Annotated in this window: 12 protein-coding genes and 1 tRNA gene; 10 read left to right on the top strand and 3 right to left on the bottom strand. The window is 39.0% G+C overall.

The annotated features are described in order from the left end of the window. Positions 1-51: 51 nt before the first annotated feature. The gene (locus E0W68_RS02000; RefSeq protein WP_135217729.1) at positions 52-3,333 is read right to left on the bottom strand and encodes a glycosyltransferase family 117 protein; all 3,282 of its coding nucleotides are present in this window, start codon (positions 3,331-3,333) and stop codon (positions 52-54) included. A gap of 285 nt (positions 3,334-3,618) precedes the next feature. Here E0W68_RS02000 and E0W68_RS01995 point away from each other — a divergent pair. Then, positions 3,619-3,690, top strand: a tRNA-Gln gene (locus tag E0W68_RS01995). Positions 3,691-3,741: 51 nt separating this feature from the next. Here the strand turns inward: E0W68_RS01995 and E0W68_RS01990 are convergent. Continuing rightward, positions 3,742-4,584 (bottom strand): universal stress protein, encoded by an 843-nt coding sequence (locus tag E0W68_RS01990; protein ID WP_135217728.1) that lies wholly within the window; start codon positions 4,582-4,584, stop codon positions 3,742-3,744. Positions 4,585-4,769: 185 nt separating this feature from the next. Between E0W68_RS01990 and rimP the strand changes: the two genes are divergently transcribed. Genes rimP through infB form a run of 3 tightly spaced genes read left to right on the top strand, consistent with a single transcriptional unit; the run spans position 4,770 to position 9,462 of the window. Continuing rightward, on the top strand, positions 4,770-5,234 hold the full coding sequence (gene rimP / locus E0W68_RS01985) for a ribosome assembly cofactor RimP (RefSeq protein ID WP_135217727.1): 465 nt from the start codon (positions 4,770-4,772) through the stop codon (positions 5,232-5,234). 15 nt (positions 5,235-5,249) lie between these two features. Next, positions 5,250-6,491, top strand: coding sequence for a transcription termination factor NusA (gene nusA / locus E0W68_RS01980; RefSeq protein ID WP_135217726.1), 1,242 nt, complete (start codon positions 5,250-5,252; stop codon positions 6,489-6,491). A 49-nt stretch (positions 6,492-6,540) separates the two neighbouring features. Further along, positions 6,541-9,462 carry a translation initiation factor IF-2 gene (infB, locus tag E0W68_RS01975; RefSeq protein ID WP_135217725.1) on the top strand — a complete coding sequence of 974 codons (2,922 nt, stop codon included), beginning with the start codon at positions 6,541-6,543 and terminating at the stop codon, positions 9,460-9,462. A gap of 97 nt (positions 9,463-9,559) precedes the next feature. Here the strand turns inward: infB and E0W68_RS01970 are convergent, their stop codons facing one another. After that, positions 9,560-9,949 (bottom strand): SPOR domain-containing protein, encoded by a 390-nt coding sequence (locus E0W68_RS01970; RefSeq protein WP_135217724.1) that lies wholly within the window; start codon positions 9,947-9,949, stop codon positions 9,560-9,562. Positions 9,950-10,160: 211 nt separating this feature from the next. On the opposite strand from E0W68_RS01970, the gene E0W68_RS01965 reads away from it, so the two are divergent. Genes E0W68_RS01965 through E0W68_RS01940 form a run of 6 tightly spaced genes read left to right on the top strand, consistent with a single transcriptional unit; the run spans position 10,161 to position 18,577 of the window. Next, complete coding sequence (locus E0W68_RS01965) at positions 10,161-11,492, top strand: c-type cytochrome (protein WP_135217723.1); 1,332 nt, start codon at positions 10,161-10,163, stop codon at positions 11,490-11,492. 33 nt (positions 11,493-11,525) lie between these two features. Next, positions 11,526-14,582 (top strand): TAT-variant-translocated molybdopterin oxidoreductase, encoded by a 3,057-nt coding sequence (locus E0W68_RS01960; RefSeq protein WP_135217722.1) that lies wholly within the window; start codon positions 11,526-11,528, stop codon positions 14,580-14,582. A 34-nt stretch (positions 14,583-14,616) separates the two neighbouring features. Next, entirely contained in the window at positions 14,617-16,041 is a 1,425-nt protein-coding gene (gene nrfD, locus E0W68_RS01955; protein WP_135217721.1) for an NrfD/PsrC family molybdoenzyme membrane anchor subunit, read from the top strand. A 6-nt stretch (positions 16,042-16,047) separates the two neighbouring features. Next, the gene (locus tag E0W68_RS01950; protein WP_135217720.1) at positions 16,048-16,572 is read left to right on the top strand and encodes a DUF3341 domain-containing protein; all 525 of its coding nucleotides are present in this window, start codon (positions 16,048-16,050) and stop codon (positions 16,570-16,572) included. A gap of 6 nt (positions 16,573-16,578) precedes the next feature. Beyond that, a complete protein-coding gene (locus tag E0W68_RS01945; protein WP_135217719.1) occupies positions 16,579-17,124 on the top strand; it encodes a c-type cytochrome in 546 nt (181 codons plus the stop codon). 25 nt (positions 17,125-17,149) lie between these two features. Beyond that, complete coding sequence (locus E0W68_RS01940) at positions 17,150-18,577, top strand: quinol:cytochrome C oxidoreductase (RefSeq protein ID WP_135217718.1); 1,428 nt, start codon at positions 17,150-17,152, stop codon at positions 18,575-18,577. Positions 18,578-18,588 lie beyond the last annotated feature (11 nt).

The raw sequence follows: 18,588 nt of genomic DNA, 5'->3' as shown, positions 1-18,588 counted from the left end.
GCAGTATCTATATGATACTGCCTCTCAAAATTACATATTATTTTAAAAGTATTACTCGTTATCCCTGTCGTAGCGTTTAAACATTTCGTTAAACTTATTAAAGGCAGGCTTTTCTTTATTGTAAAGTGCGGTATCACCTTGCTCTCTCATAATCCACAGTAGGCTTCTGTAACGTTCAATATCTGTAATAATATCAATATGATGAACATCTTGTTGGCTTATTTTGAGTCCTTTAAAGAATGTTAGGTTTTCCTGATATTTCTTAATCAATTCAGCAAGCATTGCTCTCGCTTTTTCTTTATTGCCTGTTTTGTAATATCCGGTAGCAAAAGGCTCTAAAAGGGTGTAATAGCCATAGTACTCTAACGGCATTTTTTCCATTGCCAGGTCTATTATCTTTTTCGCTTTTTCTTCTTTACCCTCTTCAATCAGTTTTTCCATCAACCTTGCCAAGTTAGTACGGAAAGTAATACTGTTTTTACGGGTTTCAGGGTCATGATATATATCAGGACTGTTGCTGTTACCCCAATCCCATTGCATTACAATATCATACATTTTATCGGCATCTATATACCCCATATCCAACGGGCTTCCATCTTCAGGTATCGGGGTGCGTATGGGTACGAGTTTAAATACCATACCATCCAGTTGCAGGTAGTCCTTCATCCACAGGTAGTCATCATCGCCAAAGCTGCCACCGGTAAAGTATATAGGACGTTCCCAGTTATTATTTGCCAGTATATCCAGCATCATAAGACGGTTTTTGTACAAAGCGTCACCTTTAATGTCGATATCTATATAAGGAACAATAGAATCGTATTGTGCAGGGCTTACCGCTTTGTTTTTAATGATATTTTCCTTGTCAATAGTAAGTCTTATTTTGTTGGTACGGTAATAGTTTACCATATGCCCGTTATTAAGCTCCTTTTTAACACGGGGGTCGTCTGAGCCTACAAACGTCAGGAAAGTTTTAATATCCCATCGTTCATCAGTTTCAGGTATGTACAGCATATAATCTCTTGTTCCCTGTACATACTGCTCGTGTTTAAACGAAATAGGCATTGGTTTCGATTCGTATGCCTGTCTTTTCATCTGGTCAATATACCAGTCAGTCATAAACAAGCTGGTATTCACAATCCTGATATCGGTACGGAAACCTTCTACTTCCTGTGCATACCATAGCGGGAAGGTATCGTTATCTCCAATGGTAAACAATATAGCATTGGGCTCGCAGGACGACAGGTAGGCTTTTGCCATGGCAAGTGCGGTGTAACGCCCTGAACGGTTGTGGTCGTCCCAGTTTTGCGATGCCATTAATACAGGAGCTGCCAACAACGTTACTGCAATAACCAGTGGTGCTGCAATTTTTGGTTTCAGATAATTTTTAATACTATCATATATAGCATATACACCAAATCCTATCCACATAGAGAATACAAAGAATGAACCTACAAGGGCATAATCCCTTTCGCGTGGTTCAAATGGACGCTCGTTAAGATATACTTTTAAGGCAAGCCCTGTAAACAGGAATAAAATTAGCAGTACATAAAAACTCTTCAGGTCTTTAAAAGCATGATAGATTACACCAATAAACCCTAATATAAGCGGAATCATGAAATACATATTACGCCCTTTGTTATTTTTTTGGTCAGAAGTCATATTGTCCTGGGAGCCAAGCCTCATGGCGTCAAACGGTTTAATACCGCTTATCCAGTTACCGTCAATATTATCGCCACGCCCTTGTATATCATTTTGCCTTCCGGCAAAGTTCCACATAAAATACCTGCCGTACATATAGCCAAACTGGTAGTTTATCATGTAATCCATATTATCCCAAAACGACGGTTTTTCTATAATTAAATATTGCCCGTATGAATTAAGGAATTTATTGTAATCTTCCAGGTCGGCTCTGCCTGAACGATAATCTGCCTTAAATTTATTTACAGTATTTTCCAGTTCGCCCCTTATTTCGTTTACATAGTTTGCATAGTCCTGCTCGTTCATCATTTCGGGGTCTATACCATATTGACGCAGTTCTCTTTCATAATCAATAGCAGGGTCGAGCCTGAAGTCAAGAGGTTTGGTATAGCGCATATAGTTAACGGCATGCTCTGTACTCCACATTCTCGGCATAAATCCTTTATGGTTATCGTCTGTATTTTGCTTGGCATTTTTATAATTATTTACAATTACATATTTGCCTGTTTTATAATCTCTTTGATAGTTAGGTTTTTCATCCTCATACGGGTTGTTTTTATCAAGCCCTGCATAAGTATCCGAGAACATAGGGCCGTAAAATAATTTTTGCTCTCCATACTGCTCCCTGTTATAATAGGCAAGCACCTCGGCAGCATCCGAAGGGCGGTTCTCATTAATTACCACATTGGCATTGGCGCGTATGGGCAGCATCATCCATGTAGAGAAACCTATAAGGATAAATAGCGTACAAAGCAGTATGGTGTTGTATAGCGGAAGCCCCTTTTTGTGGGTATATTTAAGACCGAAGTAAAAGAAAGCTATAATAAGTAAGGCTATAAAAATAGTACCGGAGTTAAAAGGCATACCCAAACTATTCACCATAAATATTTCGGTTTTCCCGAAAAGTGCCATGGTATAGGGTAACAGCAGTTTAAATATGAAAAGCAATACCGCCACAATAACTACATTGGCAATCAGGAAATTTTTAACCGTTACGGTTTCATAATTTTTAAAGAAATAGATAAATCCAATAGCAGGTATGGCAAGCAATGCCATAAAGTGTACCCCGAAGGATAACCCTACTACAAGTGATATGATAAGCAACCACTTGTTGCCGCGTGGTGTGTGCATATCCTGCTCCCAGCGTAATCCTAACCAAAGTAATAGCGCTATAAAGAGTGAAGCCATAGCATATACTTCGGCTTCGGTGGCGTTAAACCAGAAACTATCGGAAAAAGTAAATGCCAAAGCACCTACAAAAGCACTGCCCAGTATGGCAACAGCGTTATTATTATTGAATTCTGAAAATCGGGACACCATGGTTTTTAAAATAATGGTAACCGACCAGAACAGAAATAGTATAGTAAATGCACTGGATACTACCGATACCATATTGACCATAAGGGCAACTTTGTCCGGACTGATGGCAAACATGGCAAAAAAAGCACCCATCATCTGGAAAAGCGGCGCTCCCGGCGGGTGACCTACTTCGAGCTTTGCAGCAGTGGCAATATACTCGCCACAATCCCAAAAACTAAGGGTGGGTTCAACAGTTAATGAATAGACAATCATTGCTATGGCAAAAGTGAACCAGCCAAGCAGGGTATTCCATTTCTTATAATTGAATGTTATCATGTATTATGAATTGTACCGGATTATTTGTATTGCAAAGAAACTATTTTTTTGTTTAAGGTAATGGTGTTCGGTGTGTTTTTTATGCCTGTTTGTTAAAAACATGGTAATGGTTTATGGCATTAACGTATTTATTGTGTTTTTGTTTTACGCCATTAAATGTTCTGTTATTCGATACTGATTTTTCATCCTAATACTCAGTAATATATAAGTTTTTTACTTTTTTTTAATGTAAAAATTTGCAATAAAAAAATTATATGCTACATTTGCACCCGCAATGAAGAAGATTGGCCTATGGTGTAATCGGTAACACAGCTGATTTTGGTTCAGTCGTTCTAGGTTCGAGTCCTAGTAGGCCAACAAAAAACCTCTCAATTTGAGAGGTTTTTTTGTTTCTACACTATATGTAGCTTATATTTTGAAGGTAACCACCGGTCTTACCGCATGGTTTACAAGGTCTTCGCTAATGCTTCCGTTAAAAAAGTGAGCAAGCCCCTGTCTGCCGTGTGTGCACATGCCTATCATGTCGGCATTAATGCTGTTGGCAAAATGCAGTATTCCTTTTTCTACATTTACATCATTATAAATGTAAGTATCAAGGTTGTTGATGTTAAATCCGGCTACAAACTCCTGCATTAATTTCTCTGCTGCATGGGTAGATTTAAAATCGTTTGGAGTGTTAATATAAACAAGATCCAACTCCATATCGAAGGCGTTTGCAAATTCAACAACTTTTGCAAAAGGCTCTTTTATTTCTTTAGAAAAATCAGAAGCAAAAACAAATTTTTGCGGTGTAAACTCTCCTTCATCTTTTTTGATAACCAGTACAGGCACATTAGAAGTTCTTACAACTTTTTCAGTATTAGAACCTATAAACATTTCTCTGAAACCGCTCGCTCCGTGCGACCCCATTACAATAAGGTCTATGCCATGATCTTTGCTGTGTTTCATAATGCCGTCAAAAGCTTTTTCAAATTGTATTGCTTCAACAACTTTTATTCCTTGTAAATATGGGGCATTTACAACCTCTTCGAAACGTTCACGTACTTTTTTCATAAAGAACATAACCTCGGGTATGCCTGCGCTTGCACCTACGGCGTTGCTTTCGCCTACACCGTCAGCTACATGGTTGGGAAGCTCAAGAAGGTGCAGTAAGAAAATTTCACCGTTATTTTTACGGGCAATCTGTGCAGCTACTTTCAGTGCATATTCGGCGTGTTCAGAAAAGTCTGTTGGGACTAGGATTTTTTTCATAATAATTAGGAGTAAATCTTAAAGTATTGACAAATTTGTGTAATGTTTTAATACTATAAAAGTAAGAATTTATTTTACACTATCCAATGATTTTCAATATATAAAAATAATTAGTATATTTGCGCGGTTATTTATTGAAAAACTAAATAATGAGGGGGCTATAGTCCCCTCTTTTTATAAAGAATATGACATTTAAAGAGAAAGTAAGCACCCTGCTTGAAGCGGCTCTGGAAGAACGCCCTTCGCTCTTTCTTATTGACCTGAAGATTACAGATTCCAATAAAATCATGGTAACCCTGGACGGCGATAAGGGAGTGAACCTGCAGGATTGTATTGACATAAGTCGGGCTATAGAACACAATCTTGACAGGGAGGAGCATGATTTCTCGTTGGAAGTAACATCTGCAGGGGCTACCACGCCCCTTACAAACAAAAGGCAATATGCTAAAAATGTTGGCAGAACACTAAAGATAGTTACCGAAAATCAGGATTTGGAAGCAACGCTTACCGAAACAAATGACGAGTTTATTGTTTTAGAGTGGAAAGCCCGCGAGCCGAAACAAATAGGAAAAGGTAAGGAAACAGTGCAAAAAAGAGCCGAAATACCTTATAATGATATAAAAGAAGCAGTTGTTGTAATAAAATTTTAATAAAAGATAGTTGGTATGGAGAATATCGCATTAATCGAATCGTTTTCGGAATTTAAGGATGATAAACTAATAGATCGTGTTACGCTTATGGCGATACTTGAGGATGTATTTAGGAATGCCTTAAAAAAGAAGTACGGCTCTGACGATAATTTTGATATAATTATCAACCCTGATAAAGGGGATATGGAGATTTGGAGAAACAGGATAGTAGTTGCCGATGGTGAAGTTGAGGATCCTAACCAGGAAATATCTTTAACCGAAGCCCGTAAGATAGAACCCGATTTTGAAGTAGGCGAAGATGTATCGGAAGAAGTAAAATTGATACAACTTGGTCGAAGAGCTATATTAGCATTACGTCAAAACCTTATATCTAAGATACATGAGCACGATAACACCAACCTTTATAAGCAATTTAAAGACATTATCGGCGATATTTATACCGCTGAAGTGCATCATGTTCGCCCAAAAGCTGTAATTTTGGTGGATGATGAAGGCAACGAAATTGTATTGCCGAAAGAAAAGCAAATTCCGTCAGACTTTTTCAGGAAAGGCGATAACGTTCGAGGTATTATAGAAAGTGTTGAACTGAAGGGTAATAAACCACAAATTATAATGTCCAGAACATCCGAACTATTCCTTGAGAAACTGTTTGAACAGGAAATACCGGAGGTGTTTGATGGTCTTATTACCGTTAAAAAAGTAGTAAGAATACCCGGAGAAAAAGCAAAGGTAGCTGTAGATTCGTATGATGACAGGATAGATCCTGTTGGAGCATGTGTTGGTATGAAGGGATCGCGTATTCATGGTATAGTACGAGAGCTTGGTAATGAAAATATAGATGTTATCAACTATACATCAAACACACAGCTCTATATAACAAGAGCTTTAAGCCCTGCAAAAATATCATCGATTAAAATAGATGAAGAAAGCAAAAGAGCCGAAGTATTCCTGAAACTTGAAGAAGTTTCCAAAGCCATAGGCAGGGGCGGTCATAATATAAAACTGGCAGGTTTTTTAACCGGTTATGAGCTTGACGTTATCAGAGAAGGAAGCCCTGTAGAAGACGAGGATGTTGAATTAACAGAGTTTTCGGATGAAATTGATAGCTGGATTATTGAGGAGTTTGCAAAAATAGGACTTGATACAGCAAGAAGTATACTAAATCAGGACGTTCAGGATCTTGTCAGAAGAACCGATCTTGAAGAGGAAACTGTACTTGAAGTAATGAGAATACTTAAAGAAGAATTTGAAGAATAAGTTTAATATATAAACACCACAACAAAGAAGATAATATTAAAAAGATTGTATGTCTGAAGAAAGAGCGATAAGAATAAATAAAGTTTTAAGGGAATTAAATATTTCGCTGGATAGAGCAGTGGAATATCTTAAGGATAAGGGCTATACTATAGATGCGAGCCCTAATGCCAAGATATCCGGCGATGAACGTAATGCCCTTTACAATCAATTCTCTGCTGATAAAGGTAAGAAAGAGGCATCTCTTGAGGTGAGTGAAGAGAAAAGGAAGGAGAAGGAAGCGTTGCGTATTGTGAGAGAACGCGAGATGGAGGAGAAAAGAAAGCAAGAGGAAGAAAAGCAAAGGCATGAAGTTATCAAAGCCAAAACTACGCTGTCAGGACCGGTAGCGGTTGGTAAAATAGACCTTAATCCTAAAAAAGCTCAAGAGACTTCATCAGATAATACTCCTGAAAAACCGGAACAGACAAAAACAGAAGCCCCAAAAGCGGAAGAGCCAAAAAGCGAGGAGCCTAAAGTAGCTGCTTCGCCAAAAGCGGAAGAACCAAAGGCACCGGAATCAAAACCCGCAGAGGCACCGGAAACGGAGGATAAAAAACCTGAAATGCCAAAAGCAGCCTCTGCAGATGAAAATACCGCTAAGGATGCTGTACAGCCCGAAGCAAGACAGTCAAAACTAATACGCCCTGCTGCTAATCCTAATGCAAAAATACAGCCTAAACAGCAACCTACACCAGAACAGGTGCAGCAGGATGAAAGAATAAAAACACAATACCAAAAACTTTCAGGAACAACTTTTACAGGTCAAACTATAGATCTTTCTCAGTTTCAAAAACCGAAAAAGAAAAAAGAAGAACCGAAAAAAGCCGATACCGCAAGACCCAATCAAGGCGCTAATAATAACAACAATAACAAGAATAAAAGGAAAAGAATTACTCCTAAAGTTCAAGGACAGGGACAAGGAGGAAACCGACCCGGAGGGCAACAACAAGGAGGAAACCGACCTGCCGGAGGAGGAGGTAAACTAACTCCAGGCAAGCGCCCCGCTATTGTTGCTAAAGTAGAGCCTACAGAAGAAGAAGTTAAAAACCAAATCCGTGAAACGCTCGAGAAGTTGCAAGGTAAAGGAAGCAAATCCAAAGCGGCAAAATACAGAAGAGATAAACGAGACAGCCACCGTCAAAAATCAGACGATGAGCAGCGTATGCTTACTGAAGGCAGTAAAACTATTAAAGTTACCGAGTTTGTTACCGTAGGTGAAATTGCTACCATGATGGATGTACCGATTACCAAAGTTATATCGGCATGTATGTCGCTTGGTATCATGGTAACCATGAACCAAAGGCTGGATGCGGAAACACTTAGTATAGTTGCTGACGAATTTGGCTATGAAGTAGAATTTATAACAACTGATATCGAAGAATCGATGGAAGTTGTAGAAGACAGAGAAGAAGATTTAATGTTCAGAGCACCCATTGTTACGGTAATGGGACACGTAGATCATGGTAAAACATCGTTGCTGGATTATATCCGTAAAGAAAATGTAATTGCAGGAGAATCAGGAGGAATTACACAGCACATAGGTGCTTATGGTGTAACGCTTGATAACGGTCAGAAAATAGCATTTTTAGATACACCGGGTCACGAGGCGTTTACCGCAATGCGTGCGCGTGGTGCACAAGTAACGGATATTGCTATTATTGTAATAGCGGCAGACGATGACATCATGCCACAAACCAAAGAGGCTATCAACCACGCACAAGCTGCGGGCGTACCTATTATATTTGCTATAAATAAAGTGGATAAGCCAACGGCAAATCCGGAGAAGATAAAAGAAAAGCTTGCAGGAATGAACCTTTTGGTAGAAGATTGGGGCGGTAAAATACAATCGCACGACATTTCTGCAAAAACAGGTTTGGGTGTAAAAGACCTTTTGGAAAAAGTATTACTCGAAGCAGAGATATTAGACTTGAAGGCCAACCCTAACAAACATGCAATGGGTACTGTAGTAGAGGCTTTCCTGGACAAAGGTCGTGGTTATGTTGCTACAGTATTAGTACAAGGCGGTACATTAAAGCTGGGCGATTATGTACTTGCCGGTAAGCACCATGGTAAAGTAAAGGCAATGCATGACGAGCGCGGTCATAATATTAAGATAGCAGGACCATCTACACCAATATCCATATTGGGACTTGATGGTGCACCAACTGCCGGCGATAAATTTACCGTGTTTGAAGATGAAAAAGAGGCAAAACAAATTGCTGCAAAACGTACACAGTTAATACGCGAACAATCGGTAAGAACACAACGCCATATTACACTTGATGAGATAGGCAGAAGAATTGCCCTTGGTCAGTTTAAAGAGCTTAATATCATTCTTAAAGGTGATGTGGACGGATCTGTTGAGGCATTATCCGACTCGTTCTCGAAACTATCTACCGAAGAAATTCAAATCAACATTATACATAAAGGTGTAGGTGCAATTACTGAATCTGACGTATTGCTTGCTTCGGCATCAGATGCTATTATTATAGGATTTAATGTTCGTCCGTCGGCTTCGGCAAGACAGCTTGCCGATCGAGAAGAAATTGATATCAGGAACTACTCTATTATATACGATGCTATTGATGACCTTAAAGATGCAATGGAGGGTATGTTATCTCCTGAGTTAAAAGAAGAAATTACCGGTACTGCCGAAGTAAGAGAGCTGTTTAAGATATCAAAAGTGGGTACTATTGCCGGATGTATGGTTACCGATGGTAAAATATACAGAGGGTCTAAAATTAGACTTATTCGTGAAGGTGTAGTAATTTATACCGGAGAACTTGCAGCCCTAAAACGTTTTAAAGACGATGTGAAAGAAGTATCTAAAGGATATGACTGTGGTATCCAGATTAAGAACTATAACGACCTGCAACAGCTTGATGTAATTGAAGCGTATCAGGAAGTAGAAGTTAAAAAGAAGCTTAAATAAAAGTTTGATACACTATAAAAAAGCCCGTTTGTTATAACAAACGGGCTTTTTTTGTGCTTTATACAATTTGGATCTTAATCGAAACCTATATAGAAGCCTACTTATTGGGCTTTATCAATAATGCATAAGGATATTTTTCTCTTATTTTTTCCAGCATTCTCTCCGCATCAATACGTGTCCCGAAGCTCCCTGTCCATACTTTATACGTAGGGCTTTCATATACAATCGTACCGTCTAAATCAGGAAATTCTTTTTTAAATTCAGCAAGAGTTTTTCTCGCTTTGGCATTTTCGCCATAAAATATCTGTATTTTATAACGATCGTTAACAACTATCGAAGAATTTATCCTTCGTTTTTCATTTAAAAGTTCCATAAATTTTTCATCTTGCTCAATACTCACTTTTTCATTTTGTGCAAATGATTTACCTGTCGAAAGGGCAAGGAAAAGTACTACAAATAAAATGTGCTTCATCTTTAAAATTCTCATAATGAACGGGGTTTGGCACAAAAATACAACATATTATTTTATCTTATCTTTTAAGATTTATTTAGAATTGTTATAAATTGGTTCTTAACATTTATTTAAGGTTTGAGAATAATTCATAAGTCGTATTTTTGTGGGAGTTTTTAAAAAAGTATAACGTTTTATTGCGATACTTTAAAAACTATACCAAAAATAGTCGATAATCATTTTTAATATGAAAAAAGTGGGTAACCATACTTCGTTTTCAAGAATTTTATTGTTCTGCCTGGCGTTCTCGCTGTCTTTTTCCTTCACTTCATTTGCGCAGGATACTGCGGCTGCAGCTCCTGCTGACGTAGCGGCTCCCGATGCCGGTGCGGGTGATCCGGCAAAAGGTAAAGAACTTTTTAACTCATTATGTGCCGCATGTCACAAACTTGACGCAAGGGCTACAGGTCCTGCATTAAGAGGAGTGGCAGACAGGCAAGATCGTGCCTGGCTGTACAAATGGATAAAAAACAGTAGCGAGGTAATAAAATCAGGCGATCCTTATGCTGTAAAATTATTTGCAGAGTATAACAATTCTGTAATGACAGCATTTCCGCAATTATCAGATAAAGATATTGATGATATTCTGGCTTATACCTCACAGCCAAAAGCAGATGTGCCACCACCTCCATCAGGTGATGTTGCTGCTTCCGGTGCGGGTTCTGATAATGGTGTAAACAATACATTGGTTCTTGGTGCGCTTGTACTGGTATTACTGGTGCTTATCGTTATGCTTATTCTGGTAAATAAAACATTAAGAAAAGTTGCTGAGGCAAACGGTATTGATGTTGCTGAAAATGAGCCATCAGTATCTTTATGGAAAGCTTATGCCAAAAATCAGTTTTTGGTTTTGGTTACAGTAATATTGTTATTATTGTCTTCTTCATACTTTTTATATGGCTATCTGATGCAGATAGGGGTAGATAAAGGATATGAGCCAATACAACCAATACACTTCTCTCATAAAATACATGCCGGCGAAAACGGCGTAGATTGTAAATACTGCCACTCTTCTGCAAGAGTAAGCAAACACTCGGGTATTCCATCCCTTAATGTATGTATGAACTGTCATAAAAACATTGCCGAATTCCAAGGTTCTAAAGACTCTACCTATGTAGATTACTCTAAAGAATTCTATACTGCCGAGATACAAAAGCTATATGATGCAGTAGGTTGGGATAAAACAACCCAATCATATACAGGTAAACAAAAACCTGTTAAATGGGTAAGAATACACAACCTTCCTGATTTTGTTTACTTCAATCACTCGCAACACGTTTCTGTAGCAGGTATCGAATGTCAAAAATGTCACGGTCCTGTAGAAACATTCGAAATTATGAAACAAGACGCTCCTTTAACTATGGGTTGGTGTATCAACTGTCACCGCGAAACCAATGTTAAAGTTGAGGGCAACGAATACTACGAAAAAATCCACGATGAGCTTGCTAAAAAGTATGGCGTAGTTAAACTTACGGCTGCCAATATGGGCGGTACTGAGTGTGGTAAATGTCACTATTAATAAATTTTTAAGAAGCTAATATCTATATATAACATGGCATCAAACAAAAAATACTGGCAAAGTGTTGAGGAACTGAAAGAAAACAGTTCTATTGTTGAGACGCTGAGAAACAATGAGTTTGTTGAAGAGATTCCGACTGATGAATTTCTTGGTGATAAAGAAACTTTGTCGTCTTCATCAACAAGCCGTCGTGACTTTTTAAAATATGTTGGATTCAGTACTGCTGCTGCATCATTGGCAGCTTGCGAAGGTCCGGTTATTAAGTCTATTCCTTATGTAGTTCAACCGGAAGAAATTATTCCGGGAGTTGCAGATTATTATGCAACTACTGTAGCGGATGGTTTCGATTTTGCAAATATTTTGGTTAAAACCCGCGAGGGAAGACCTATTAAAGTAGAGAATAACAACCTTCCCGGTTCTAAAATAAAACCTAATGCAAGGGTTTATGCATCGGTACTTTCATTATATGACAGTATGCGTTTAAAAGAGCCAATGGTACAGGGTAAGCCTGCATCATGGGAAGAAGTTGATGCTAAGGTAAAAGCAGGCTTGGCTAAAGCTGCATCTTCGGGAGGTCAGGTAGTATTGTTAACCAACACTATGGCTAGCCCCTCTACAGATAAAATAATAGCTGAGTTCGGAGCACGTTACAGCAACTTTAAGCATGTAGTTTATGATGCTGTTTCTGCATCAGAAGCATTAGATGCTTTTGAAACTGTATATGGCGAAAGAGCACTTGCTGATTATGATTTTTCTAAAGCGGATGTTATCGTTTCTGTAGGAGCTGATTTTCTTGGCGACTGGCAGGGCGGTGGCTGCGATACAGGATATGCAGAAGGACGAATACCAAAAAACGGTAAAATGTCTAAGCATATACAAATAGAATCTAACATGTCGCTAAGTGGTGCTAACGCTGATAAGCGTATCCCCATGACAGTAACCGAACAAAAATATGCGCTTGTAACGCTATACAATGCTGTAATGGGTATGTCGGTAAGTGTACCTGCATTTACTAATAAAGAAGCAGTTGCTAAAGCGGCACAGCAATTAAAATCTGCCGGTTCTAAAGGCGTTTTAGTTTCAGGTCTTGATGATGTAAATGCCCAATTATTAGTATTAGCCATAAACAATGCATTACAATCAGAGGCATTTAATCCTGCCGGAGCACGCCTTGTAAGAAAGGGTGATGCTAAAGCGGTAGCGCAACTGGTACAGGATATGAAAGCCGGTACGGTTGATACACTTATAATGAGTGGTGTTAACCCGGTATATACACTGCCAAACAGTGCTGATTTTGTAGATGGACTTAAAAAAGTAAAATTCTCGGTAGCCTTTTCTATGAAAGAAGATGAAACGGCTTCCCTTACTACTATAGCTGCTGCTGCGCCCCATTACTTAGAATCTTGGGGAGATGTAAGCATGGCAAAAGGATATTATAGTATTACACAGCCTACTATACGTCCGTTATTTAAAACAAGACAGTTGCAAGACTCATTACTACTATGGTCTGGCAATCCACAATCGTATTACGATTATCTTAAAGCCTCTCATAATTCTGAAGGTACAGGAAAAACGTGGAATCAGATGGTGCACGATGGTGTACACCGTGATGAAGCTGCTACCGCTGTAGCTACTGCTGCCCCTGCTGATTTTGGCGGTGCGGCATCAAGACTTGCAGGAGCTAAAAAAGCAGGCGATTTAGAACTGGTGCTTTATACCAAAGTTGGTATGGGTGACGGTCAGCAGGCTAACAACCCATGGTTACAAGAATTTCCGGATCCTATCACAAGAGTATCATGGGATAACTATGTGACAGTTTCTAAAGCGGATGCTGAAAGGCTTGACCTTGAAAATTATAATGTTGCTAATGGTGGTATGAACGGTAGTATCGTAACACTTGAAGTAAATGGTAAAAAACTGGAGAATGTTCCTGTTATTGTACAGCCGGGTCAGGCAAAAGGTACTGTAGGACTTTCTTTAGGATACGGTCGTACGGCTGCTATGAAAGAAGAAATGAAGGTGGGTGTAAATGCATATACATTATACAACAACTTCAATTCGCTACAGTCAGTAAAACTTACTAAAACATCAGGCGATCATGAGTTTGCCTGTGTACAGCTACACAAAACATTAATGGGTAGAGGCGATATTATAAAAGAAACTACTCTTACTGAATTTAACGATAAAGACGCTTCTGTATGGAATGAAGTGCCTGTGGTATCTTTAGATCATAAAGAAGTTCCTGCTACATCTGTAGATCTTTGGACATCTTTTGACAGGACTACAGGGCATCACTTTAACCTTTCTATAGACCTTAACGCTTGTACAGGTTGCGGGGCATGTGTTATAGCATGTCATGCAGAGAATAATGTACCGGTAGTAGGTAAATCAGAAGTAAGAAGAAGCCGTGATATGCACTGGTTGCGTATTGACAGGTATTACTCATCTGAGGATACTTTTGCAGGAGATGTTGAATTGAAAGAAAGCGCTTCGGGTCTTTTAGACTCAATCAGCACTTTTGATCAAATGGAAGATCCGGCAGAGAATCCGCAGGTAGCATTCCAGCCCGTATTCTGTCAGCACTGTAACCATGCACCATGTGAAACCGTTTGTCCGGTAGCTGCAACATCACATAGCCGTCAAGGACAAAACCATATGGCTTATAATCGTTGTGTGGGTACTCGTTACTGTGCTAACAACTGTCCGTACAAAGTGCGTCGTTTCAACTGGTTCTTATATAACAAGAATGAGGAATTCGATTATCATATGAACGATGATTTAGGACGTATGGTGCTTAACCCTGATGTAAATGTTCGTTCACGAGGTGTTATGGAGAAATGTTCGCTATGTATCCAAATGACACAGGCTACTATACTTACCGCTAAGAGAGAGGGTCGTCCTGTAAGAAAAGACGAGTTCTATACAGCTTGTACCGAAGCATGTGGCTCAGGAGCTATGGTATTTGGAGATATTAACAATGAAGAGGATACAGTCGTTAAGCTTAAAGAAGATGAAAGAATGTATCACCTTCTGGAGCATATAGGTACTAAGCCAAATGTATTCTACCAAGTTAAAGTAAGGAATACCTAAAAATTAATATTAATTAAGAAACAAGATAAAGGATATGTCGTCTCATTACGAAGCACCCATTAGAAAACCTTTAATTATAGGTGACAAAAATTATCACGATGTAACAGTTGATGTTGCAAGACCGGTGGAAGGCAGGGCTAACAGGCAATGGTGGATTGCATTCTCTATTGCGCTTGCCGCTTTCCTTTGGGGTGTTGGTTGTGTTGCCTATACTGTAGGAACAGGTATTGGAACATGGGGATCTAATAAAACTGTAGGTTGGGCATGGGATATTACCAACTTTGTTTGGTGGGTAGGTATCGGTCACGCAGGTACACTAATCTCTGCCGTACTATTATTATTCCGCCAAAAATGGAGAATGGCAATTAACCGTTCCGCTGAAGCAATGACAATTTTCTCGGTAATACAGGCAGCAATGTTCCCTGTATTCCACATGGGGCGTCCTTGGTTAGCTTACTGGGTAATGCCAATACCTAACCAGTTCGGTTCGCTTTGGGTAAACTTCAACTCACCACTGCTTTGGGACGTATTTGCAATCTCTACCTATCTTTCGGTATCGTTAGTGTTTTGGTGGACAGGTTTGCTTCCTGACTTTGCAATGCTGCGCGACAGAGCAATTACTCCTTTTACAAAAAGAGTTTATTCTATACTAAGTTTCGGATGGAGCGGAAGAGCTAAAGACTGGCAGCGTTTTGAAGAGGTATCTCTTGTACTTGCAGGTTTAGCTACGCCACTGGTACTTTCTGTACATACCATCGTATCGTTTGACTTTGCCACATCGGTAATACCGGGATGGCACACTACAATTCTTCCGCCATACTTTGTTGCGGGAGCAATCTTCTCAGGATTTGCAATGGTTAACACCCTGCTTATCATTATGAGAAAAGTATCTCACCTTGAGGCTTACATTACAGTACAACATATAGAGTTGATGAATATCATTATCATGATTACAGGTTCAATCGTAGGCTGTGCCTATATTACAGAGCTTTTCATCGCTTGGTATTCGGGTGTGGAGTATGAACAATATGCTTTCCTTAACAGAGCAACAGGTCCTTACTGGTGGTCCTATTTATTGATGATGACTTGTAACGTGGTTTCTCCGCAGGTAATGTGGGTTAAGAAAATCAGAACCAGTATTATGGCTTCGTTTATTATCTCTATAGTTGTAAACATAGGTATGTGGTTTGAGCGTTTTGTAATTATCGTTACCTCGCTGCACAGAGATTACCTGCCATCATCATGGACAATGTTCCAGCCTACTTTTGTAGATGCCGGTTTCTTTATTGGTACTATTGGTTTCTTCTTTGTGTTGTTCTTGCTTTACTCAAGAAGTTTCCCTGTAATAGCACAGGCAGAGGTTAAGTCGATAATGAAAACTTCGAGCGAAAACTATAAGAAGAAGAGAGAACAAGAACACGGAAACGACAATCATTCACATTCAGAACATAATCATTAAGAGATCATGAGTAATAAAGTTATACATGTTTTATACAATGATGATGATATCCTGATGGATGCAGTAAAACAAACACGTGCTGCGCATCATCACATTGAAGAGGTTTACACCCCATTTCCTGTACACGGATTGGACAAAGCCATGGGGCTTGCACCTACAAGAATAGCTATTGCTTCTTTCTTATATGGTTTGGTTGGTTTAAGTGTAGCAACAACAATGATGCGCTACATGATGATTATAGACTGGCCTCAGGATATTGGAGGTAAACCAAGTTTTAGTTATATAGAAAATATGCCGGCTTTTGTACCGGTAATGTTTGAGATGACAGTGTTTTTTGCTGCTCACTTAATGGTTATTACCTTTTATTTGAGAAGTAAATTATGGCCATTTAAAGATGCCGAAAATCCTGATGTAAGAACCACAGATGATCATTTCTTAATGGAAGTTGCTGCTCACGGAGATGTAGATAAGTTAATTTCATTCTTTGAGAATACGGGAGCTGTAGAAGTAAAAGTAATTGAAAAGCATTAACAGATTATGAAAGCGTTATATAAAATTGCATTATTGGTAATTGTAGCATCGGTATTTACCGCGTGCTTTAACAAGTCGAAGCCTAATTACCAGTATTTCCCGGATATGTATGAGCCAATATCTTATGAAACGTATGGTGAGTCTTCCGCTTTCCAAAATGGAAAAGAAGGTCAGTTTCCTGCGCAAGGTTCTATACCAAGAGGTTTTACGCCTTATGAATATGAAAATACGAATGAGGGATATGAGCTTGCTAAGGCTAATCTGATATCGCCGCTTGATTCAGCATCTATAGATCTTCCAAGAGCTACAGAGCTATACACGATATACTGTTCCATTTGTCATGGTGATAAAGGCGACGGTAAAGGAAAACTTGTAGAGAGAGAAAAGTTTCTTGGTGTACCTAACTATAAAGACAGGGTAATTACCGAAGGTAGTATTTATCATGTAGTAACATACGGTTTAAACTCAATGGGATCGCATGCTAATCAGCTTTCTCAAGAGGAGCGTTGGCAAGTTGCCCACTACGTGCTGAAATTAAAGAGCGAATTATAATTGTAGAACACTGAAAGCATATAATATGTACACATTTTCAAGTAGATTAAAAACTTTTTCCTTTGTCCTGATTGCCTTGGGTATTCTTGGTATAGGCTATAGTTTTTTGACTGCACCAAAAACCGTTGAAGACGTAGAGAAAATTTTGGCGGCGGAAAACGCACACGGTGGTCATGGTGCAGCCCATCATGATGCCGGTAATGCACATGGTGAAGACGCGCATGGTCATCATGCCGTTAGTCATGATGAAGCAGCAGCTTCTCATGCAAATCACGGTAATGATGCTCACGCTGAAGCCGACCATCATGCAGGTGCAGATGACGCTCATGCTGCTCATGATGAACACCAGGAGCATTTAGAGCATGTGTTGCATCAGTTGCAAAACAAGCCTTGGTCAGCACTATATATCGCAGCTTTGTTCTTTATGTTGATATCACTTGGCGCTTTAACGTTCTACGCAATACAAAATGCTGCACAGGCAGGATGGTCTCCTGTATTGTTCAGGGTTATGGAAAGTATTTCCAGTTACTTAGTGCCCGGTGCAATTATAGTATTTATATTGTTGGTTTTAGGTGTTTTGGATATGCACCACATATTCATCTGGATGGATGAAGATGTTGTAGCGCACGATCATTTGATACAAGCTAAATCGGGATACTTAAACGGACCTTTCTTCCTTATAAGGGCAGCGATTTTTATGGGAGGCTGGATATGGTATCGTCAATACTCAAGAAAAAACTCATTATTGCAAGATGATGCCAATGATAATACCCACTATAAGAAAAACTTTAAGGCATCTGCCACATTCTTAGTATTCTTTATTATTTCAGAATCCATTATGTCTTGGGACTGGATTATGTCGGTTGATCCGCACTGGTACAGTACACTATTCGGGTGGTATGTATTTGCAAGTTTCTTTGTAAGCGGTATTACTGCTATTGCTTTAATAACCGTTTACCTTAAAGGAAAAGGCTACCTTGAGTATGTTAATACAAGCCATATACACGATTTGGCAAAATTTATGTTCGGTATCAGTATTTTCTGGACGTACCTGTGGTTCTCTCAGTTTATGCTTATGTGGTATGCTGATATACCCGAAGAGGTTGTATATTTTAAAACACGTATAGAGGATTATAATCTTCCGTTTTTCGGGATGCTTGCCATGAACTTTTTGTTTCCTGTACTGATATTGATTAATACTGACTTTAAACGTCTTTCTTGGATTATAGTTATGGCAGGTATTGTTATCCTGTGCGGACATTATATTGATTTCTTCAATATGATTATGCCGGCTACGGTGGGTGACAGATGGTTTATTGGTGCAGGCGAAATAGGATCTGTATTGCTGTTTTTAGGATTATTTATATTTGTTGTATTTACAACCTTAACCAAAGCGCCTCTTTTAGCAAAACGTAATCCGTTAATAGAAGAGAGTAAGCATTTTCATTATTAATATTTAAAGAA

Origin of the sequence: Flavobacterium salilacus subsp. salilacus, from assembly GCF_004634195.1 — a bacterium.
Taxonomy (GTDB): domain Bacteria; phylum Bacteroidota; class Bacteroidia; order Flavobacteriales; family Flavobacteriaceae; genus Flavobacterium; species Flavobacterium salilacus.
The sequence above is the reverse complement of the archived record's forward strand: the minus strand, read 5'-3'. Positions and strand labels throughout refer to the sequence as shown.

Bases quoted from the DNA above. Each gene is read 5' to 3' on its own strand.
- E0W68_RS02000 (WP_135217729.1), bottom strand. From the start codon at position 3,333: ATGATAACATTCAATTATAAGAAATGGAATACCCTGCTTGGCTGGTTC.
- E0W68_RS01990 (WP_135217728.1), bottom strand. From the start codon at position 4,584: ATGAAAAAAATCCTAGTCCCAACAGACTTTTCTGAACACGCCGAATAT.
- rimP (WP_135217727.1), top strand. From the start codon at position 4,770: ATGACATTTAAAGAGAAAGTAAGCACCCTGCTTGAAGCGGCTCTGGAA.
- nusA (WP_135217726.1), top strand. From the start codon at position 5,250: ATGGAGAATATCGCATTAATCGAATCGTTTTCGGAATTTAAGGATGAT.
- infB (WP_135217725.1), top strand. From the start codon at position 6,541: ATGTCTGAAGAAAGAGCGATAAGAATAAATAAAGTTTTAAGGGAATTA.
- E0W68_RS01970 (WP_135217724.1), bottom strand. From the start codon at position 9,949: ATGAGAATTTTAAAGATGAAGCACATTTTATTTGTAGTACTTTTCCTT.
- E0W68_RS01965 (WP_135217723.1), top strand. From the start codon at position 10,161: ATGAAAAAAGTGGGTAACCATACTTCGTTTTCAAGAATTTTATTGTTC.
- E0W68_RS01960 (WP_135217722.1), top strand. From the start codon at position 11,526: ATGGCATCAAACAAAAAATACTGGCAAAGTGTTGAGGAACTGAAAGAA.
- nrfD (WP_135217721.1), top strand. From the start codon at position 14,617: ATGTCGTCTCATTACGAAGCACCCATTAGAAAACCTTTAATTATAGGT.
- E0W68_RS01950 (WP_135217720.1), top strand. From the start codon at position 16,048: ATGAGTAATAAAGTTATACATGTTTTATACAATGATGATGATATCCTG.
- E0W68_RS01945 (WP_135217719.1), top strand. From the start codon at position 16,579: ATGAAAGCGTTATATAAAATTGCATTATTGGTAATTGTAGCATCGGTA.
- E0W68_RS01940 (WP_135217718.1), top strand. From the start codon at position 17,150: ATGTACACATTTTCAAGTAGATTAAAAACTTTTTCCTTTGTCCTGATT.